This window comes from Saprospiraceae bacterium, from assembly GCA_016709995.1.
GTDB lineage: Bacteria > Bacteroidota > Bacteroidia > Chitinophagales > Saprospiraceae > JADJLQ01.
In genome coordinates this window covers 2573253-2595592 of sequence record JADJLQ010000001.1, presented here as the reverse complement: position 1 = coordinate 2595592, position 22340 = coordinate 2573253, and the positions used below count along the sequence as shown (strand labels likewise).

The 22340-nt window shown below is 42.6% G+C and carries 17 protein-coding genes; 9 read left to right on the top strand and 8 right to left on the bottom strand.

The genetic code is table 11. The features are described 5' to 3' along the window. Positions 1-207 precede the first annotated feature (207 nt). Entirely contained in the window at positions 208-738 is a 531-nt protein-coding gene (locus IPJ09_10975) for a cold shock domain-containing protein (GenBank protein MBK7371942.1), read from the top strand. On the opposite strand, the gene IPJ09_10970 is transcribed toward IPJ09_10975, so the two are convergent. From IPJ09_10970 to IPJ09_10945, 6 genes are all read right to left on the bottom strand, one after another. Beyond that, positions 735-1826 carry a DUF3500 domain-containing protein gene (locus tag IPJ09_10970; GenBank protein ID MBK7371941.1) on the bottom strand — a complete coding sequence of 364 codons (1092 nt, stop codon included), beginning with the start codon at positions 1824-1826 and terminating at the stop codon, positions 735-737. The two genes, IPJ09_10975 and IPJ09_10970, sit on opposite strands and share 4 nt — an antisense overlap. 83 nt (positions 1827-1909) lie before the next feature. Next, positions 1910-2545: a diheme cytochrome c-553 gene (locus IPJ09_10965; GenBank protein ID MBK7371940.1), complete on the bottom strand. Its 636-nt coding sequence runs from the start codon at positions 2543-2545 to the stop codon at positions 1910-1912. Between the two features lie 93 nt (positions 2546-2638). After that, positions 2639-4015, bottom strand: a complete 1377-nt coding sequence (locus tag IPJ09_10960) for a beta-lactamase family protein (GenBank protein ID MBK7371939.1) — start codon at positions 4013-4015, stop codon at positions 2639-2641. Between the two features lie 61 nt (positions 4016-4076). Next, on the bottom strand, positions 4077-5111 hold the full coding sequence (locus tag IPJ09_10955; GenBank protein MBK7371938.1) for a hypothetical protein: 1035 nt from the start codon (positions 5109-5111) through the stop codon (positions 4077-4079). Between the two features lie 75 nt (positions 5112-5186). Then, the gene (locus tag IPJ09_10950; protein ID MBK7371937.1) at positions 5187-6479 is read right to left on the bottom strand and encodes an MFS transporter; all 1293 of its coding nucleotides are present in this window, start codon (positions 6477-6479) and stop codon (positions 5187-5189) included. A 26-nt stretch (positions 6480-6505) separates the two neighbouring features. Further along, positions 6506-7765 (bottom strand): mandelate racemase/muconate lactonizing enzyme family protein, encoded by a 1260-nt coding sequence (locus IPJ09_10945; protein ID MBK7371936.1) that lies wholly within the window; start codon positions 7763-7765, stop codon positions 6506-6508. A 273-nt stretch (positions 7766-8038) separates the two neighbouring features. On the opposite strand from IPJ09_10945, the gene IPJ09_10940 reads away from it, so the two are divergent. From IPJ09_10940 to IPJ09_10920, 5 genes are all read left to right on the top strand, one after another. Beyond that, positions 8039-9196 carry a Gfo/Idh/MocA family oxidoreductase gene (locus IPJ09_10940; GenBank protein ID MBK7371935.1) on the top strand — a complete coding sequence of 386 codons (1158 nt, stop codon included), beginning with the start codon at positions 8039-8041 and terminating at the stop codon, positions 9194-9196. 50 nt (positions 9197-9246) lie between these two features. Beyond that, positions 9247-10902, top strand: coding sequence for a CotH kinase family protein (locus tag IPJ09_10935; protein ID MBK7371934.1), 1656 nt, complete (start codon positions 9247-9249; stop codon positions 10900-10902). Between the two features lie 66 nt (positions 10903-10968). After that, on the top strand, positions 10969-12693 hold the full coding sequence (locus IPJ09_10930; GenBank protein MBK7371933.1) for a GMC family oxidoreductase: 1725 nt from the start codon (positions 10969-10971) through the stop codon (positions 12691-12693). A gap of 61 nt (positions 12694-12754) precedes the next feature. Continuing rightward, positions 12755-14491 (top strand): GMC family oxidoreductase, encoded by a 1737-nt coding sequence (locus tag IPJ09_10925; protein ID MBK7371932.1) that lies wholly within the window; start codon positions 12755-12757, stop codon positions 14489-14491. A gap of 60 nt (positions 14492-14551) precedes the next feature. Further along, entirely contained in the window at positions 14552-15214 is a 663-nt protein-coding gene (locus IPJ09_10920; protein ID MBK7371931.1) for a gluconate 2-dehydrogenase subunit 3 family protein, read from the top strand. Between the two features lie 27 nt (positions 15215-15241). On the opposite strand, the gene IPJ09_10915 is transcribed toward IPJ09_10920, so the two are convergent. After that, positions 15242-16951 (bottom strand): hypothetical protein, encoded by a 1710-nt coding sequence (locus IPJ09_10915; GenBank protein ID MBK7371930.1) that lies wholly within the window; start codon positions 16949-16951, stop codon positions 15242-15244. 281 nt (positions 16952-17232) lie between these two features. Here IPJ09_10915 and IPJ09_10910 point away from each other — a divergent pair, with 281 nt between their 5' ends. Next, the gene (locus IPJ09_10910; protein ID MBK7371929.1) at positions 17233-18129 is read left to right on the top strand and encodes an MBL fold metallo-hydrolase; all 897 of its coding nucleotides are present in this window, start codon (positions 17233-17235) and stop codon (positions 18127-18129) included. A 192-nt stretch (positions 18130-18321) separates the two neighbouring features. Continuing rightward, positions 18322-18834 (top strand): acyl-CoA thioesterase, encoded by a 513-nt coding sequence (locus tag IPJ09_10905; GenBank protein MBK7371928.1) that lies wholly within the window; start codon positions 18322-18324, stop codon positions 18832-18834. Positions 18835-18961: 127 nt separating this feature from the next. Here IPJ09_10905 and IPJ09_10900 read toward each other — a convergent pair whose 3' ends face one another. After that, positions 18962-20086: a glycosyltransferase gene (locus tag IPJ09_10900; GenBank protein MBK7371927.1), complete on the bottom strand. Its 1125-nt coding sequence runs from the start codon at positions 20084-20086 to the stop codon at positions 18962-18964. Between the two features lie 58 nt (positions 20087-20144). Between IPJ09_10900 and IPJ09_10895 the strand changes: the two genes are divergently transcribed. Next, positions 20145-22334: a S9 family peptidase gene (locus IPJ09_10895; GenBank protein ID MBK7371926.1), complete on the top strand. Its 2190-nt coding sequence runs from the start codon at positions 20145-20147 to the stop codon at positions 22332-22334. The last annotated feature ends 6 nt before the right edge of the window (positions 22335-22340 follow it).

Genomic DNA, 22340 nt, shown 5'->3' with positions numbered 1-22340 from the left:
TGTAATAATCTTTTCCCCAAAGGAAATATCATTAAATATATGATTGTCAACAAGTTATGTTACGGGGTTATATTTTATATTATCTTTACATTTTGTATTTAATTATTGCTCTTCAGAAAATTCTACCTTTTTTCTCCAGTGTAATACTCAAATTAAAAAAGTCTTCCTGTTTTAAAGGCAGGGTATTATTTACTTTAAACATTTTATATGGCTGAGACCTGGAATAAAAAAGAAAGAGAAAAGAAAAAGAAGCAAAAGAAAAAGCAAAAAGAAGAGCGTAAGCAAGATAGATTGGAAACTGCCAAATCTAAAGATCCTAATGATATTTTTTCTTATGTAGATGAATACGGCAATGTCTCTTCAACCCCTCCTGATCCTACTAAAAAATTTGCTATAAAATTAGAAGATGTTGAGATTGGTGTTCCCAAACGGCAAGCTGCGGATCCAGCTGATCTGATCAGAAGAGGGACGGTGACTTTTTTTAATACCTCCAAAGGGTATGGTTTTATTGAAGATGCTGAGTCTAAACAAAGTGTTTTCGTGCATGTCAATGGCTTGGAAGAAGAAGTCAAAGAATTTAGCAAAGTTATCTTTGAAGTGGAAATGGGACCTAAAGGTGCGAGCGCCTATAATGTAAAAATAGACCGCGGTGAAAAGAAACCCGATAAGAAAGTCGAGCCTAAAGCTGAAGTGAAGGCAGAGGTCAATCCTGAAATATCAGATGAAGTCAAAGACTAATGTCCTGACTGGAGATAATGAGCCTTTAAGATATCCTCCCCAAAATTGTTGCCTTTCTCTCTGAATATGGCATGAATGTGGTTGCCATCATTTTGAAATCCGACATTGTCGTATTCTATTAAAAAATCAGGTCCATTGATGATATAATAATGTGGTTTATTATTCTCAAGACTCCCTATCCAGGCAAAAAATATTTTCTTCATACCTGATTTTTCGATTTTCTGAATCAATTGATGAGCGTAGTTATGGTCAAAATTGTGCAAATACTCTTCCATTAGTAATTTGAGCATAGATACCTGTTGTTTGGACATTTGTTTGGCAGGCAAGCCATAATATCCATCAATACGCTGTGGACTGTTGGGATTGGTGATGATATCTTTTGGAATCTCCCCGGAAAGTATCGCCTTTGCTTTTTGAACTGATGTCAACATATTGATGAGCATAAATCCATAATCTTCTTCTTTGCTCAAGACCCTTAAACCTGCATATTTTGCAGACTTGACTTCGGAAGGGTCAGTTCCGATAAAATAGGGCGACATGGTCACCTGATCACCAACCGCCGTAAATGAAATAGCAATATGGTGGCCGCCAAAATTGAGTCCCCAGGGTTGAGTTCTGTTGGGACTACCCCAGATAGAGATATAATAGTTGCCATGAGCCCAGCGTAAATTTTGCATCCTCTTCAATGCGGCACCATCAATTTTTCCTTCGTCATAAGCAGTTTGATACAATTCATTGAGGATGTCATCCAGCCGCATGATGCTGGTAGTTTTGAGGTACCCTTGTGAGCTAAGCAGTGCAGTCAATACTCTGTGAAATGCCATCCGGCTTTGATCTGACAGGGATCCGTATTGAATACCTGGTCGTGGTACCAAACCTACAGGCAGATTGGTCCATTTGTGCCGCAATGTATCGTTGAAGTCATAGAGCGCACGCTTAGATTCATCACCGGTCAAGGTGCCAATAAAACGCGTCACTGCGGCAGAGACCGAAAAATCATTTTGACCGTTCAAGCCGGGATGATAACAGGCAGTTAAGATCATGCCACAAAAAATAGGCGCCAAAAATTTGAATGTAGATTTTTGCATGGATTTTTTCTTATATAGACAAAAATACCTTCCAGTCATCGGTGATATACTGGAAGGTAGGAAAAATCTAACATTTAAAATATTTATTTTTTCTTGCTGGTGCTTTTTGATGGCATTATTGGCTCCGATGGAGGAGGTAGCGGCGCAGGGACAGTATTGGCGATGGGTTTGATCGTTTTAAGATAAGCAAAGATCGCTTTGATCTCATAATCACTCATATGCTTAAACATTTCCCAGGGCATAGGTGGCAATAAAGATCTGGAAGAAGCCATGCCTTTGTACTTGCCTTCGCGCAAAGCCATTGTAAAATTGTCAATAGTCCAATCACCAGTACCGGTAGGATCGGGAGTGAGATTGGCTGCATAAGAAGTGCCCCAAGGGCCTACCCATTCTGTTAGATCTTGAGTGACGGTAAGGCCTTTTTGCAACATAGCCCATTTGTCAACTTCAATTTTGGGCATCATCGAAGGATGCCCGGATAGGCGAAGTGAAGTGTCCAATTCTGGCCCCATAGGCCCCATTTTCTTAGGCGTGTGGCAGTCGTTACAACCGGTGATGGTGACCAGGTGCTCTCCCCACTGAACCTGGCTGTCAAAGCCGCCGTATTCAGGATTTGACAATACCACCGTAGGGCTGCTTGGTTCAGGTTTTGGCTCGGTACATTGTAGGATAATAAAAGATAGACAAGCCGCAAGGACGGCTAAAAACTTGTTATTCATGATTTTGATTTTTTACGAGGTTGTTAGAAATTAAAAAATGGGTTCGTTTTTTATAATTCCGCAATTAAATTTATAAAAATAGTATCACTCGATTTAATTCCTTTTTAAAACGTAGTAGCCATACACCTGGTCCAGTTGCAACCCAACGATTTCACCACCGTCTCTTTTAAAGTGGTAGGAGGCATTCCCTTCTTTCCAGGTATCCTCATTTTTAAACTGCAATTGAAAGGGTTGGTTTTGACCTGGCTCACCTTGCACAGCCATCAAACTGTCACTCTGTGTCGTAATTGTAATAGAGATGTCCTGGCCTCTGCCTCTTCCGGTGTATTTTCCGGTATAAGCTGACAGATCCCCATTAAAATTGGTTGTATCGGAAATAGGTTTTCCCCAAAGATCATCCGCTATTTGATTTGCAATACTGGTAGGCGAAACCGGTCCGGTAGAATTGACCAGTACTACTATGCTCAAATCTTCCTTTGGATAATATCTGTTTTCAGAGAGAAAACCATTGATACCCCCTCCATGCTCTATCATGGTCTTGCTATGATCTTCGGTCACGGTGATACCTTTGGCATAATGTGTGGCGGATCCATCTGATAGGATCGTGGGATTCAGAAATTCACTGTACATTTTTTCGCTGAGTATCCTGCCATGGTGCAGCGCATTGTTCCACTTTACCAGGTCTTCGGTAGTGGAACACAAAGACCCGGCGGCATACGGCCAGGTATGGTCCAGGTAGGCGGCACGCACCAGGCCCTCCTGTTCAGTATCATAGCCATGAGCCCGGTTGGTTATCACTTTTCGTTCATTGCAATAATAGGAGTGGCTCATGCCAGCTTTGCCAAAAAGGTTATGTTGAATGTAGGATTCATAGGATATCCCGGTGACTTTTTCTATGATCAGGCCGAGCATAAAGAATCCGGTATTATTATAGATCAAGGCCTCCCCGGGTTTAAAATCAAATTTTTCTTTTTCCACTATCCTCAATAAGGTGTCTCTTGGATATTTTTGAATGGACAAAGAGCCGAAGTTTGGCATTTCTGTATAACCTTGGATGCCTGAGGTATGGCTGAGCAAATGTCGGATAGTCACCGTATGCCCTTGGGTATTAAATGGAATATATTTGGTCAGATCATCTTCGAGGTTGATTTTGCCCGAATCAACCAATTGAAGTATAGCCGCAGCGGTAAATTGTTTGGTCACTGAGCCAATTTCAAAGGAGGCGTCTACCGGAAGGGGTGTTTTGAATTCCAGATCAGCATAACCATAACTTTTTAATAATACTGGATTCGTTCCATGGTAGACCGCTACGGCAATACCTGCCGCCCGAACACTGTCAATAAAAGGCTTGACGATACTATCCAGGGATTTGGCCAGGTGAGTGGTAGATTTATCAGTGGAGATGGTTGGTGTTTGTTTACAAGCCGATATACCGATCAACCAGATTAATATTGAATAAATGTATTTCATTAGGTTAGGAATTTATTGAATTTAATTTTTTTGATGCCCGATCAATCTTTGCGCAATCCTTTTATGACGACATTGCCCGTCCCGTTTTTGTCGCAAGGGTATAAAAATTCTTTTTCCAGGCTTTAGGATCGTCCAATACTTCATAAAATTCATCCAGAAACTTGAGGGTAGCTTTCGAATATTTTTCATCGATGTAAGGATCATTTTTGTAGAGCTCGTAGAACGAAGTTTTTAAATTTTTGAAAGTATCAATAACGGCTTCATACAGTTTAAGATTGTTTTCGCAATAACCTCTAAATCTACGCTCTTTAACCGAGTTTAGTTTCAGTTCCGGAGCTGGTTTGGCATAGGGTGCGCTTATGATGCCTGCATGATCAAAGTCATAGGGCACCACGATGGGTGTAGCAGTAGAGTCTTTGGCCAAAAGTTTGATATTTTGAAGATATTGTACTGACCAGTCAGTGTTGCCAATGAGGTATTGAAATACGGCTACCTTAAGAAAATGAGGAACTTGAGTCTGGGTAGGATGCAATTTTTTTTCGACAGAGATCATATTATTTCGCTGGGCGACTTGATCTTCTTCTTCCAGTAAGATGCCAAAAAAAGGTGTTGGTGCTTTATTGCTTCGGCTGTCCATCAACGAAACTTTTACCAATCTTGCTTTAAAACTATAAGGTGTCACGAATTGATAGGCCCGATAGGCCAGCCATTCTCGTACGATATAATCGTCCCCGCGACAGGGCATGACCAGCTTGAGTTTTTTTTGTTTTTCAAATAGGGTGTTTTCTTTTTTTCCTTTATCCAGAAATCGGATCAGCAATGGCGGGTAGGTACAATTTGCTTTTATCCTTCTGAAATGTCCCCTGGTACTAAGAACGATAGGAATAGATACCAATTTTCCTTCCTGGCTTGCATAAGACAGCGCAGCTTGATAATCTTTTGGCTCGCCAGTGCGATTATTCAACACTTCTTTTAATTGACCACTTAAGGTGATTTCGAGGACTTCATCGGAATCGAATAATTCATTTCTTTTGAATGAAGAAACAAGGTGTGGGTCTGAGGATGAAAACGGATGGACCAGAGGCTGTTCAATCAAAAGTGATATGATTGGAAGAAGGAATAGTATATTTTTTTTCAGCATAGTTGTTTTAATAATAATGTCAGAAAGAAATCAAGTCAAGGCAGCCAATGGGACCCTTACCGTGCGCCTTGTCAGCAGATGTATCACAAGATAGGCTATCAAATAAGTACAGCCACATATAGAGAAAATGATATTGTATCCGGCAGTGATATTGCCCATGGCTTTAAATTGGTCCAGTATATTTCCCACAAAGATTGGAAACAAGATGCCGCCTACTGCGCCTGCCATACCTCCAATCCCTACTACAGAACTCACTGCTTCCTTTGGAAACATGTCTGAAGCTAAAGTAAATATATTGGTAGCCCATGCCTGGTGTATCGCTACTGCCAGACTCAACAAGGCTACTGCCATCCATGCCTGTGTAGCAAATTGTGCCAGGATAATAGACAATTCAAAAAAAGCAAAAATCAATAAAACGGTTTTGCGTGCCTTGATCACAGGCCATCCTCTTTTGATGAGGTAAGAGGACAGGTAGCCACCTCCGATACTGCCTAAGGTAGTAGAGAAATAAATAATCATGAGTTCCAGGCTGGGTTTTTTGAGATCAAGACTGAAAGTCGAAGAAAAATAAGAAGGGAGCCAAAACAGAAAAAACCAAAAGATGGGATCGATCAATGCTTTGCCTGTGATATATGCCCAGGTTTGGGGGATGCGGAAGAGTCTGGACCATTTTATCGATGTGGTAGTTGCAAGGACTTCTGGTTCCTGACCCTCGGTGATCAATCGATACTCTTCCTCGGTAATTCTCTTTTGCTTGGAAGGAATATCATACAGGAATATCCATAAGATCAACCAAACGAATCCGAGAGCACCAGTGATCCAAAACACTTCTTGCCATCCGGCATAGTTAAGAATCATCGGTACTATAAATAATGCCATCACGACGCCAACACTGGTACCTGCATTGAAAATACCGGTAGCTAATCCTCTTTCATCCTTTGGAAACCATTCGGCTACTGTTTTTACACCTGCCGGAAAATTGCCTGCTTCACCGATCCCCAATCCGATCCGTGCAAATACAAAACCAGTGACACTTCGGGCTACAGCATGCAGCATTCCTGCGATACTCCACACGACGATCGTGATGGCATAGCCAAGTTTAGTCCCTATCCGGTCTATCCATGCACCAGCGACCAATAGACCGATCGCATAAGCTGCTGTAAAAGCCATGACTATCCTGGCAAAATCTGTCTCAGACCAATCAAATTCTTTTTCTAAGATAGGTTTGAGCAAGCCGATGATTTGGCGGTCCAGGTAATTGATGCAAGTGGCAAAAAATATCAGCCCAAGTACGATCCACCTATAATTTTTTAGTTTCAGCATATTGATTCGATCCAATGATTATTTACTTACCATCCATGCACTGATCCATCCGGAGCAAAGAGAATAGGGTGAGGGTATTTAGTATTGGTGGTGACTTCCATGACCAGGTCAGCTTTGGCGGGATTGAAGGACACCCCCAGACCCGGTTTTGGATTTAAGTATAATCTACCTTCTTTAAATAAGATATAATCCATGTCAAAATAAGCAGGTTGTTCTACAGCACCTCCTGCCAGTTCGATCAGGCATCTTGTCGGGCTGGAGGAGCCCAGCACATGCACCAGTGCAGCAGTTGAAAGTGGCCCGGTGAAGTGGGGTATCATACCAATATAGTGCGTCTCGCAAAGTGCGGCTATCTTTTTTAATTCGTTTAATCCACCGGAATTGGGTGTAGTGATTCTGCTATAATCTATCAACCTGTTTTCGATGAGTTCATTGATGTCCCACCGATCACCATATTGTTCACCTACAGCGATAGGTACATTGGTCATTTGCCGGATCGTCTTATACACTCCTGGATTTTCAGATCGAATAATATCTTCTACAAAATAGGGCTGCAGCGCTTCGATAGCCTTACAAATTTTTAAACCATCCGTAGTGTCAAACCGGGTATGCAGATCGATGGCCCAATTACCCTTGCCTCCAACGGCCGCATCCATCTTCTGGCAATGTTCTATGGTCTTTTGTACATTTTCATAAAAGTCAAATGGTTGATCGCCATTACCTCCGGTAGGTCCGGTACGATAAGTCCTAAAGCCGGCAGCCAGGCAGTCTTTGGCCCGATCATACTCTGACGCAGCTTTGGAGGCGCCATACCCGGTGGCATAACATTCTATATAGTCCCTCGTAGCACCTCCTAATAGGTCATAGACGGGTACCCCCAGGGCTTTTCCTTTGAGGTCCCACAGGGCCATTTCGATAGCACCTACGGCGAGTAGTTTTTCTCGTCCTGGGGGGTAGAACATACCCCGGTACATCAACTGCCAGATATGTTCGATTCGGAAAGGATCCTGGCCTATGATCATCTGGGCACATTGTTGAATTACATCCTTAAATCCGCCTTCGCCAATGCCTGTGATACCACTATCGGTTTCTATCTCCACAATGCCCCGTGCCTGGTTAAACAGGGGTTTGGTATAGCCGGGAGCACTATAATATTTTATTTTTTTTATTTTTAATCCGGATAGCTCAGTATGTTTATTGATTGTCAATGCATTCAATCGGGAAGCTCCCAATCCAATGGCTGTAGAAGCTAAAATGGATGATTTGATAAACCTTCTTCTCTGCATAATATTGGATTTAATTTTTTGTGAAACCAGGCTATAATGTAGCAATTTCCTCTTTTAAATTGAAAGCAATATATGGCTTTGTGGTTTTTTAAAGTTTTCGACCAGGGTATCTTCCATTACTTATCCACACCCGGACACCTATAGGTAAATGGATAATTTTGCTGGTGCTTTTTTGAAATGATGCTTAGCTATCTTGGAACATGCAATCTCATTCTTCATATGATCTAAGAGCTACCTTTTTATTATTTTTATCAAAAATTACTAATTGACAATATGAACAGAAAACTTAGAATGGGCATGGTGGGCGGAGGCCGCGGCGCTTTTATAGGAGGAGTACATCGTATAGCTGCGAATATGGATGGTTTGATTGAATTGGTAGCTGGAGCATTCTCCAGTGATCCCGCCAAGTCTAAAGCCTCCGGGGCAGATCTGATGTTGGCCCCTGATCGCTGCTATGGTTCTTACGAAGAGATGATCCTGAGTGAAAAACAGCTTCCGGAAGACAAAAGAATTGATATCATATCTATAGTGACTCCCAATCATATGCATTATGAGCCAGCGAAGCTCGCACTGGAAAGTGGTTTTGATGTTATTTGTGACAAGCCACTCAGCTTTACGATGTCAGAGGCATTGGATCTGCAAAAAACAGTAACAGAGACGGGCCGCATATTTGCATTGACCCATAATTACACCGGTTATCCCATGGTCAAACAAGCCAGGTGTATGATCCGGGATGGTAAACTCGGCACCATCAGAAAATTGGTGGTAGAATATCCTCAAGGCTGGTTGACAGACAAGATTGAAGGTTCTGATCACTCCAGTGGCAAGCAAGCTACCTGGCGCACCGATCCCCTTAGATCGGGTATTGCAGGATCTATGGGTGATATTGGTACGCATGCAGAAAACCTGGCAGAATACATCACCGGTCTTCAAATCGAAGAAATGTGTGCTGATATCAGCGTCATGGTACCAGGTAGATTATTGGACGATGACGGTAATGTACTCCTGCATATGAATAATGGGGCAAGAGGTATTTTGTTTGCCAGTCAAATCTCCGCAGGAGAAGAAAATAACCTCAAAATCCGGGTATATGGTGAATATGGTGGACTGGAATGGTCTCAACACGAACCCAATACCCTGATACTTAAATGGCATGACAGACCTACTGAGATTTATCGCACAGGCGTGGGCGATTTGTATCCTGAAGCCAATGCACATCGCAGGATTCCAGCGGGTCATCCTGAAGGTTACCTTGAGGCTTTTGCCAATATCTACCGAAATTTTGCACTTGCAGTCATAGCTAAAAAAGAAGGCAGATCGCAAGATCCTTTGTATGATTTTCCTACAGTGGCTGACGGCGTTCGTGGCATGCAGTTTATTGAAAGCGTTATAGCTAGCGGAAAGTCTGATACCAAATGGGTCAAATTTTAGTCGATTCTATCCTTATAAGATTTTTGGATCACATATATAAATTCACATTATTGGAAAAAATAGGAGGTTCGATAATAATCTTTTTGGTCTTTTCTTTTACCAGGCCCGGTATTTGCCAGACGGTTAATTTTAGTAGCACGACACTCCCAATTGTACTCATCAATACCAATGGCATCGCAATACCCAATGAGCCAAAGATAGTAGGTGATATGGAAATCATCTATAACGGTCCTGGCAAAATCAATGCACTGACCGATCCTAACCGTCACTTTAAGGGGAAGATTGGTGTGGAATTGAGAGGATCTACTTCACAAGATCTTTCTCCTAAAAAGCCGCTAGGTGTAGAGACAAGAAAGGAGGATGGAGAAACCAATCTCAATATCAGTCTCCTGGGCATGCCCAAAGAAAATGATTGGATCCTGCTCGCCCCCTATAGTGATAAATCCCTGATCAGAGATGTACTCATCCATCGGATTGCCTCTGAGATCTTGCCTTACTCTTCAAGAACCCAGATGTGTGAGCTTTTAGTCAACGGCGAATACCAGGGAGTCTATGTGCTGATGGAAAAAATTAAGCGGGACAAAAAAAGGGTAAACATCAATGAGCTCACCCAGACAGCGGACAGTGGAGATTCTTTGACCGGGGGGTATATTTTAAAAATAGACAAAACTACTGGTAGCACCCCGCAAGGGGGTTTTAATTCAGATTATTTATCCGGAATTGTTTCATCAGGCCGCAGGACCTATTATCAATATGAAGAGCCTGAAGCAGATGTCATCACGGCCGCACAGAAAAGCTACATCCAATCTTTGGTCAAATCATTCGAGTCTTCATTTTTTAAACCCAACTATGCTGATCCCGTAGAAGGTTTTAGAAAGTATGTGAATGAAAATTCGATGATAGATTTTTTAATCCTCAATGAAGTAGCCAATAATGTCGATGGGTATCGGCTCAGCACTTTTCTTTATAAAGATGTCGATAGTAAAGATACCAGGCTCAGATTTGGGCCGATTTGGGATTTTAACCTGGGTTTTGGCAATGCTGATTATTGTGCTGGTGGAACGACAGATGTACTGGCGCTGGACTTTGCCACCAGGTGTCCTCAAGACTTTTGGACGGTACCATTCTATTGGCCCCAAGTGCTCCAGGATTCAGCATTTGGGCAAAATTTATATGACAGGTGGTCTGCGCTCAGAAAGTCTACGCTGACTGATCAAAATGTCCTGAGACTAGTTGATTCCCTGGTAGGGGTGATAGGCAATGCCTCAATCAGAAATTTTCAGAAATGGAATATCCTTTCTCAATACGTTTGGCCGAATGCCTACGTAGGAGGCTCTTATGCTAATGAGATCAAATATCTTAAAGATTGGGTGGTGAAACGAATGATATACCTGGATGGTGAATTCAAGCAACTGACGGTGCCCAAATATTATCCGGATCGATATTTTGATGCCAAGGTATTCCCTAACCCTGCGCGACCTAACCAGGACATTACCTTTTCGTATTATATACACGACTACGATCACATGAGGTTCGAAATATTCGATATGACGGGCCATCACCTGCTCACCCGTCTGGATGGTGATCATTTCAATGGTGTCAATCAATTAAAAACTACCACATTTAACCTTCCTGCCGGCGTCTACATCTATAAAGTTTTGATGACCGATCGATTAGTAAAGGCAGGGAGGATAATAGTATTGTAAGTTTGGCAGTCAGCAGGTACTATACATTTTATTATTTCATATATTGTAATCTCAACTCACTCACAAATGCAAAGTATTCAGATCAAAGAAAATCCTGTCGAATATGATGTGGTCATTGTAGGCTCCGGTGCAGGAGGAGGAATGGCTACCTATATGTTGGGCAACGCCGGTCTCAAAGTGTGCCTTTTAGAAGCAGGTCCTATGTACGACCCCAAAAAAGATATCACCCAGTTTAAATGGAATTGGGAGTCTCCACGACGCGGTGCGAGTACAGATTATAGAAATAACGGGGATATGGATGCATGTTATGGTGGCTGGGAATTAGAAGGCGAGCCTTATACCCAACATCCCGGATCCAAATTTGACTGGTTCAGAGCAAGGATGATGGGTGGAAGGACCAATCACTGGGGCAGAATATCCCTGCGATTCGGGCCTCGTGATTTTAAGCATCGCAGTTATGACGGCCTCGGAGAGGATTGGCCTATCAGCTATGATGAAATCAAACCTTACTACGATCGGGTAGACCAGATGTTAGGAGTATTTGGTACCAACGAAGGATTGCCTAATGACCCAGATGGATATTTTTTACCTCCTCCTAAACCCCGATTACACGAATTATATATCAAAAAAGCTGCTTTGAAGACAGGGGTCAATGTCATACCCAACCGATTATCGATGTTGACAAAAAAAATTAACGATGAGCGGGGTGTTTGCGTGTATTGTCGACAATGTTATAGAGGCTGTCAGTATTATGCAGATTTTTCTGCTTCTTCCTGCCTGGTGATTCCTGCGTTAAAAAACAAAAATGTCGAGTTGATTTGTAATGCGATGGCCCGGGAGGTTACAACCAATTCAGAAGGCTTGGCCACAGGCATATCCTATATCGATAAAAATACCCTCCAGGAATACCATGTCAAGGCCAGGTCCGTGATCCTGACAGCGAGTGCCTGCGAGTCAGCAAGGTTATTATTAAATTCCAAATCCACTCAACACTCTAATGGCCTGGCCAATTCCAGCAATATGGTAGGAAAATATCTGCACGATTCTACCGGTAAAGGTATGCGTGGTATTCTGCCGGCCTTGATGGATCATCCTAGATACAATGAAGATGGAGTAGGCGGGGCACATGTATACTCCCCATGGTGGTTGGACAATAAAAAACTGGATTTCCCCAGAGGTTACCATATAGAATATTCTGGAGGCTTGAGCATGCCTTCCTATGGATTTGGATGGGGCATCGAAAACTCCACTGGTCTTGGCGCCAAGCATGAAGCTGGAGGATACGGTTCCTCTCTAAAACAAGACTACCGGAGATTATTCGGTGCTTCGGTGGGTATGGCAGGCAGAGGAGAGGCCATAGCGCGCATGGATAATTTTTGTGAGATTGATCCGTCAGTAGTAGACAAATATGGTATACCTGTACTGAAATTTCAGTACAAATGGTCTGACTATGAAATCAAACAAGCCAAACATATGCAACAGACTTTTCAAGAGATTCTGACCAATATGGGGGCTACCATCACCAGTGGCTTAGATAGTGCCGAAAATAATTGGGGCCTGGCTGCACCTGGTCGTATCATCCACGAAGTGGGTACAGTTCGTATGATGGATGATTCTAAAAAGGGGCCTTTGAATAGAAACTGCCAGGCCCATGATTGCAAAAACCTTTTTGTAGCGGATGGAGGACCTTTTGTATCTCAGGCTGATAAAAACCCAACCTGGACGATCCTCGCCTTGTCTATGCGCGCGGCAGATTATATCATCGACCAAATGAAAAAGAAAGAAATCTAACCAACTATTCCCCGTCAACTCCTAACTTCTATCTACCTTAGACTTATCAAAATTTAATCGAATGCAAAGTATTCAGATCAAGGAAAATCCGGTAGAGTATGATGTCGTCATAGTAGGGTCGGGTGCAGGTGGAGGTATGGTGACTAATATGCTTGGCAATGCCGGACTGAAAGTATGTCTGCTCGAAGCAGGACCCATGTATGATCCAAAAAAAGATATTACACAATTTAAATGGAACTGGGAGTCGCCCCGTCGGGGAGCTGGCACCAAAATCAGGCCATTTGGAGATATGGATGCCTGTCTCGGTGGTTGGGAAATAGAGGGTGAGCCTTACACACAAAAGAATGGATCTCAGTTTGACTGGTGGCGGGCACGTATGATGGGCGGTCGTACCAATCATTGGGGTCGGATATCCCTGCGTTTTGGGCCGACTGACTTTAAACATCGCAGTAAAGATGGACTGGGGGATGATTGGCCAATATCATATGACGAAGTCAAGCCGTATTATGACCGTGTAGATCAGATGTTGGGTGTATTCGGGACCAATGAAGGGTTGCCGAATGATCCGGATGGATTTTTTCTGCCTCCCCCAAAACCTCGGTTACACGAATTGTATTTAAAAAATGCAGCGATCAAATCAGGCGTCAATGTCATTCCCTCCAGGCTGTCAATGCTCACCAAAAAAATCAATGACGATCGGGGTGTCTGTGTGTATTGTGGCCAATGCAACAGGGCATGCCAATATTATGCTGATTTTTCTTCTTCCTCCTGCCTGGTGATCCCGGCACTCAAAAATAAAAATGTAGAATTGATCTGCAATGCGATGGCTCGTGAAGTCACCACCAATGATGAAGGACTGGCTAGCGGCATCTCCTATGTTGATCGCAATACGATGCAGGAGTATCATATCAAAGCCAGATCAGTAGTTCTGGCAGCGAGTGCCTGCGAATCTGCAAGATTATTATTGAATTCAAAATCAAGCCGACACTCCAATGGCTTAGCCAATTCAAGTGGAATGGTCGGAAAATACCTTCATGACTCTACCGGTAAGGATATGGGTGGAGTATTCCCTAAACTCATGGATCATCCGAGATACAATGAAGATGGAGTCGGAGGGGCACATATCTATTCACCCTGGTGGGGAGATAATAAAAAACTTGATTTTCCCCGTGGATACCATATCGAATATTGGGGGGGGCTGTCTATGCCAGGTTATGGATTTGGCTGGGGCCTCGAAGGGCTCAATGGAAAACTGACTAAAGATGGCAAACCAAAAGAAGCCGGAGGATATGGTGCCGCACTCAAACAAGATTATCGAAACTTCTATGGAGCGAGCGTGGGTATGTCAGGCCGCGGAGAATCCATTGCACGTGAAGGCAATTATTGTGAAATAGATCCAAATACTGTGGACAAATATGGTATACCGGTGCTTCGATTTAATTATAAATGGACGGACTACGAAGTGAAACAAGCGAAACACATGCAAGATACCTTTCATGAAATACTTACCAATTTGGGCGCTACCATCACTTTCGGTATTGATTCTGCCGCTAATGATTGGGGCCTCGCTGCCCCCGGCCGCATTATCCATGAAGTTGGTACCGTTCGTATGATGGACGATCCTAAGAAAGGACCTTTGAATCGCAACTGCCAGGCACATGATTGTAAAAATATTTTTGTCGCTGACGCAAGCCCATTCGTCCAGCAGGGCGATAAAAACCCAACCTGGACGATATTGGCCCTGGCCATGCGCACCTCTGAGTATATCGTGGATCAAATGAAAAAGAAGGAGATTTAGGGTCTGAAGTTCAAATTCAAAGTTTAAATACAAAGTATAACGCTCAAATAAATAGCTAACATGAAAAGAAGAGAATCATTAAAAACCTTAGCGCTTGGCGGATTGTCCGCTGCTGCATTGGTCCAGTCTTGTAAAGTCGAAGACAAAAAGGTCGATACGAATGTTGCTACCGATGGAGATCTGATGAAGGCCGCAGGTCCGGCTCGACAACCTGAAGAATTAGCTAGATACAAAGAAGTCATTTCTAAAACTTTTTTTACGGCGGACGAAATGGCCACCATCGCCATATTATCAGATATCATCATTCCTAAAGACGAAAGCAGTGGAAGTGCTACAGAAGCAGGAGTACCTGATTTTATTGAGTTTATAGTCAAAGATCAGCCCAATCACCAGGTGCCTATGCGGGGTGGCTTGCGCTGGCTGGACTTGCAATGCCTGCGTCAGTATCAAAAACCTTTTAAAGATTGCACTGCGGCTCAACAATTGGAGTTAGTCGATCAGATAGCTTATCCTGCCAAAGCCAAACCAGCTATGTCTCAAGGAGTAAGTTTTTTTAACCTTATGCGCAATCTGACAGCTACCGGATTTTATACCTCCGCCATGGGTGTCAAAGACCTTCAGTATAAAGGCAATGTGCCTAACCAGTGGGCCGGAGTACCTGATGAAGTGTTGAAGGCGCATGGCCTGGCATACACCGAGAAGGAATTGAAGGAGTGTATATGATCAAATAATATGAGTACGGGGTTCAAATTATAATATTCTGGAAGTCTGCAAATGGATATCTGCATATTTCCAACTTTGTTGAAGTTCATTTATAATTGTATTCAGCGATTTCACATCCTTAAGTTCGGTATAAGCTTTTTTCAGTCCATGTTGAGCCCATCCATTTTTTGGCAGCCATTTTAAATCCTCCTGATATACTTTGATCGCCTCCTCATAGTTTTTATTTTCCAAAAGAACAGCACCCAGGTGATGCCTTACAGAAAAGAACCAATCAGGTGGTTCATTGTAATTTAATTGATCTTCCATCGCTACAGCTTCCCGAAGGAGTTTGATGCTGCTTGCAAAATCACCTTCTTTTGCCAATATCTCACCCTTTAAAATATGGGCAGCAATGTCTACAATTTCTTTTACCGAGTTGATCCCCCAAATGGTTAATTCGATCAGGGTGGAATCTGTCGATGTAGTTTCAATTTGAGTCAATTCAGCTTTTGCGTTTACCAGGTCTCCCTTGCCCAGGAAAGCCATGCCCCGGGCAAAACTCCGAATCGATTTGATATAGGCCAAAGAGTCGTTTGATTCCGGTGTGGCAAGAATAGAATCCCATAACCCAAATTTGACTTTGACAAAATAAGGTATCAGGTAATAATGTTGTAAGGTTGCCCAATTGGGGTCCTTCATCAATGCGGTGTTAGCATGGGCTCTAACTTTTTCTGCTCCCATCAGAGCCCAGTCTCTATTGCCTTCAAAGGTAGCAGTCGCTGCCAAAAAATGAAAATTATGAGGAAAGTAAGCCAGCGGATAAATACCCAGAGCATGACAGGTCTCCACATACTGGCTGTCGATTTTTACAGCATTGATATTAGCCAAAGACCCCTGGTGATAGTCACCGGTCCGAATATATATATGAGATGGCATGTGGACAAGGTGTCCGGCTCCAGGCATCAACCCCTGGTCAAAAAGGTTTGCGCTTTTCAATCCTTTCTCAGGTTGATTAGATGCTTCGACGGCATGAATATAAAAGTGATTGAGTCCTGGATGATCTGGAAATTGTTTGAGTAGATTCTCCAGGATACTTATGATCTCCGGGGTCCATGCTTTTGGTTGCCCTTGTTTATCCCAAAGATCCCAGGGATGCAGGTCAAGAATGGATTCTACATAAAGTGCAGCTATCTCCGGGTCGTTCGGATAGATTGCAAAGAGTTTTGTCAACTCCCGGGAGTAAGTGCTATCCAATGAATACCTATTCTCTACCGGTTCTTTTACGTAGCGGCTGGACAGTGCTGTTATTAATTCTTTTTCTTTTTTGGATACATCGCCAGACCACTGTATGGCTTTTTGTACGGCAGCATAGGCCCTGGTATAATTATCAGGTTCCATCCCTGCATTATAATTTGGACCCAATACATATGCAAATCCCCAATGACACATAGCGCAAGTTGAATCTATCTGTATCGCAGTATAAAATGATCTTGCTGCTTCTGCATGATTAAATGCATAAGCCAATTTTAGTCCCTGGTTAAAATATTGTTGAACTAAAGGGTTGGCTGTGGTTATTTTGTAATTTAAACTGCCCAAACCTTCCAATAGGGGTGCATGCTGATGTGTAGCGTACCAATCCATGTCAGAAGTCAGTGTACCACAAAGGGTCATGGGCGACACTTTCAGAGTCGGTTCATTTTTTTTGATAAGGGTACAGGAGAACCAAAAAACAATAAAGCTCGTATATAGGATTTTCATAACAAACTTTTTATAATATTACTAAAAAATTACATTGTCAAATCAAAAAGTTATTCAGGATCTACCTTAAGTCCCGATATAGAATAGCATTTGCACCATCTACTTTTATTCATTTTTCTGGAGCTGCTCGCCAAACTACACGGCTTGCCCATGGAGGTCAGCGGTGGAACACCTGAACGAAGAACTAGTTTAACCTAGATACTTTTACGAATAATAAATTTTGGCCACGAAGTAACTTTATTACTACTTCAACTTGCATTACTTTTCTTAATTTTAATCCCATGAAATCTTTCCTTTTCCTTGCTCTACTGTGCTTCAGCCAATTACTCTTAGCTCAAGCCAATATGGATGATGCCACCATCACCACCCTCAAAATCAATGATCATATGCACCTGCTGCAATGGTCGGGTGCAGGCAATATGATGTTGCTCTCCGGGAAAGATGGAAACATCCTGATCGACGACCAGTTTGCGCCTTTATCTCAAAAGATTAATGCAGCTGCCCAGGCAATCCAGCCTGGTCCAATTAAATTTTTGTTTAATACCCACTATCATGGAGATCATACCGGAGGCAATGAAAACTTCGGCAAAATGGGGGCTACCATCATCGCTCATGACAATGTCCGGGCTCGCCTCACCGCAGATCAACGCATCATCAATTTTACGCAACCTCAAAAAGCGGCCCCTGAAGCAGCCTGGCCGGTCATCACCTTCGCAGATGGACTCAATGTGCATCTCAATGGAGAGGATATAGTGATCTTTCATGTGGATCATGCTCATACCGACGGGGATGCCTTGTATTATTTTCCAAAGAGCAATGTCCTTCATACGGGTGATTGTTTTATGAAAGGCCGGTTTCCGTTTATTGACCGTAACTCAGGAGGTTCGGTGGACGGATGGTTGTCAGGTGTATCCAGAGCCATCACCATGATCGATGACGAAACAGTGATCATACCAGGGCATGGCGATCTGGCCAATAAAAAAGACTATCGCGAAGTCAGAGATGCTGTCATGAGTATCAGAGATGCCGTCAAAATGAAAATAAAAGCAGGTATGGATCTGGACCAGATCAAAACGGCCAAGATCACCTCAGCCCTAGATGCCACGATGGGAAGTGGTTTTATAAAAAGTGATGCATTTATCACCACGATTTATAATGAACTTACCGGCGAAAAATAATTTTTTCAAGCTTGATTCCTAAAGGTGGCTAATAGATTCAAGCAAAATAAAAAAAAACAGTGGGTTCGCGGTGAGAATAGTATGCTTTTGATTTTAATATTCCTCCATGATAGGGATTGAACATCGCGCAGTGAGCTTTGAAGTATTTTGAGCTCCATTTTTGATTAACTTTCTAATCGGTATTTTTGTCTCATGAATTTAAGAAAACTAACAGAGATCACCGACTATCATATGCATCCGGAGAGCAAGGCTTTGATACGGTTTCATGATTGTGATCCATTCAGACATTTAAATCAATCCCGGTATCTCGATTATTTTGTATCGGCCCGCGAGGATCAATTGAGAGATAATTATGGCCTGGACATTCATAAGTTTGCCCAGGAAAACGGTCATGCCTGGATGGTGACCAAAAACCAAATAGCCTATATCCGTCAGGTCCTGGTCAACGAAATGGTCACCATGCAGACCCATGTAGTCGGATATGATCAGAGCAATATCCATGTCGAGATGATCATGTGGGATGAGGCCAAAGTCAAAACCAAAGCCTTGTTATGGGGCACATTTGCTTATGTCAATTTGATGGAAAGTAAACGAGCAATTCACCCACCAGAGCTCATGGAGTTTTTTGGAAAATTAAAATGGAATGGTACAGATGGTATGACTTTCGATCAAAGGGCTGCAGCTATGTACATTATTGGCAAATGAGTCAGAAAAATAGTGATTACTAAAATTGAATAATAGAACGCTGACGACCTGACTTGTGGCAAAAGCGGGATTCGGCAAGGAAATACTAGAAAGCACGAACCTCGTTTATAATTTAAGTGCAACACACTTATCCAAAGATTTTTGCAATAAACTCCTCTATATTGACCTTTGGATTGAACCAATGATCCATCACTTTTAATCTGCTATCTTTTTCCTCCTCCGTAAACTCCCTACCAACCAAAGTTTGAATTTGATCGATCCAGTCTGTATCCTCGTCACACGCAAAATGTAGGCAAGGGCTCAGCTCCTGGTAAACTCTGACATTTGAAGTTGTAATGATATGTCTTCCTTTAGTAAGTGATTCCAACAACTTGATCTTATAGCCAGTGGTCTGAGAAAATGGTGCCAATATAATATGTGCGTCGCGGATAAGTTCTTGCATCATACCAGTAGAGGGCGTGTCATGAAGCGTAAATTTTTTATTTTTGAAGATGAGAGACTTTATTTTAGAAGATGGTTTTTTGCCTGCCACTACTAACGCATAGTCCAATTGTTTAAAAACCTTTTCAATTAAAAATAGGGCAGCAGCTTCATTTTCTTTGATACTGAGATCGCCGTGATATAAAGCATAGCTTCCTCTTCCAGTCTTGGAAGTAAAAGTATGATCGAGGAAAGGTGGTAGCCAGGTAACATTATATCCCAGTGTCTTGTAAGTCTGGTTTTCTAGCTCCGAAATTGCAAATAAATGATCAGCATCGAATAGTACAGCAGGTTCGTATTTTTTGACTAAATAAGTCTCAATAGCATAATATATTTTTTTCAATGGATTTGTTTCTTGGGACCGGAGATGATGATAGTATGCTGCCTCCATATTATGCTGGCGGATATATTTTTTTTTGTGTCTTAGTCTTTGATCGGTCAGCGTAAAAGTGGTGTGCAAGCCTTCATATAAGATAGGATGGTCATCCTGGCTGAGCATGTCGATCAATTGGTCATTTCGCCGGCTTTGCACAAATAAGGGTATGCTCAAAGAGTGGATTTTCCACAATGGTTTACGCGCATACAGGTACACGACTTTGCAGTATGGTGCTAAAGCAGTTTCTACCACAAAGGATTTATAAAAACAATGTAATATAATCTCGACTCCTGCTTCAGCGAGGGCTTTAATTCTATAATACATATCAAAAGTACTCCCCTTATTCGGGGGATACGGGATCTCCAAAGTGACGATATGAAGTGTTTTTTTGTCCAAATAGTCGTTTGCAATGATACCATATTTTAGCTTTGTACTAAATATTTTAAAAACTATTATGACCAGATTCAGTTATTTCCTGTTCTTTTTCTTCATTGTCCTTGCGGCTCATGGCCAGGCAAAATACACTTCAATGCAGGATGCACTCTTTAGTAGTGGCAAACTCAATGGCTCAGGTGGCCCACAAAGTGTAAATTGGATCAGGGATGGCAATCAGTTTTCGTATATAAAATCCCCGGGCAAAATAAATACCTACGACCCGGCTACCGGGATAGATGATATTGTATTTGATGGCAGCAATTTAAAACTGCCCGGGACGGGCCAACCATTTCAATATGACGCTTTCGAATGGACCAGTGATTTTAATTATTTATTATTTAGGACAAACTTCAGACAAGTCTGGCGCAACAGTGGCAATGCTGATTATTATCTGTATTCACTAAAAGACAAATCTCTTCGCTTGGTCGCTAAAGACGCCTACACATCCCAAGTCTCACCCGACGGTGAGTCAGTGGCGTATGAGCGTAATGGCAATTTGTATGTATTAAACCTGGCATCTAAAAAAGAAAAACAATTGACCAAAGATGGTACCAATACCATTTATAACGGTCGTTTTGGTTGGGTATACGAGGAAGAATTTGGCCTGGTCAGGGCCTGGGAGTGGAATCCCGATAGTAAAAGCATAGCTTATTGGCATATAGATGAAAGTGCAGTGCCCATCTATCAATACTCAGATCTGAGTGGCATGCATCCCGATTACAAAAAGATCCCTTATCCACGCGTTGGCGATCCGGTGCCCATGGCCAAAATAGGTATTGTCGAAATAAAAAAAGGCAAGACTACCTGGGCTGACATTCCATTGGCAGGGGGATTTTTTCCACGGATTTATTGGACTTCTGACCCTCAAAAACTTGCCGTAGTGCACCTCGACCGAAAACAAAAGAAATTAGACTTATACATGGTCAATCGCAAGACAGGCCAGGCTGGCAGTACTATGCAGGAAGACTCCAAAGGATGGATGGATATCTTCAATTTCTTTTCAGGGATCATGCACCATTTTTTCTTTCCCAAAAATGTAAACGAATATTATTGGATATCTGATAGGGATGGTTATCAGCATGTATACCGATATGATTATAATGGAAAAATGCTGAGCCAGGTGACCAAAGGTGACTGGGATGTAATGACTGTCGAGTCGGTAGATCCGCAGACCAGGCTTTTATATTATACCAGTACCGAAGCTTCTGGATTGGAAAGGCATTTGTATAAAATAAATCTGGATGGTTCCGGTAAGACGCAAATTACCACTACCCATGGCCGACATATCATCCAGTTTGCCCCGGGAGGAGGATTTTTTATCGATACCTGGTCCAATACACAAATGCCAAAGCAGGTAGAGATCCGTAATACTGACGGGGTGCTTAAAAAAAGCTGGCAAACCAATGAAGGTGTCAAAGCCTTCGTGCAGGCACATGCATATGCTCCTAAAGAATTAGAGTCAATCCGGACTCAGGATGGCCGCAATCTGGATATCTACCTGATTAAACCGATGGACTTTGACCCAAATAAAAAATACCCGATGGTCTTGTCCATATATGGTGGTCCTGGTGCCCAAAGCGTATACGATCAATGGGGCGCCAATCCGTATGAACAATATCTGGCACAAAGCGGCTACGTAATAGCTTCAGTCAACAATCGGGGTAGTACAGGATATGGAAGGGATTTTATGGAATCGGTATATGAACAACTTGGCAAGTTGGAGACAGAGGATTTCGTAGCCACTGCAGATGCCCTTGCAGCTAAGTACACCTGGTTGGACAGATCTCGGATGGCTATCCAAGGTCACAGTTATGGCGGTTTCACTACGACTTATACCCTGACCAAACACCCTGGCGCCTTTAAAGTAGGGATAGCTGGGGCTCCGGTGACCAACTATAAACTTTATGACAATATCTGGACCGAGCGATACATGGGATTAATTCCTGAGAACGAGGAGCTTTATCAAGACAACGCACCACAAAATTTTGTCAAAAACCTGACAGACCATTTGATGATAGCACACTCCCTGGAAGACGACAATGTCCATGTGATCAACACATTTCAGTTTGTCAAATTAGCCACTGACGCAGGCAAAGAAATAGAGCTGAGGATATACCCTCCCGGACATCATGGCGTAGCCTACAGTGGAGCCAGCCAGGTAAGGTTATGGCAGACTTATTTGGACTACCTCGATCATTGGCTTAAGTGAGAATCA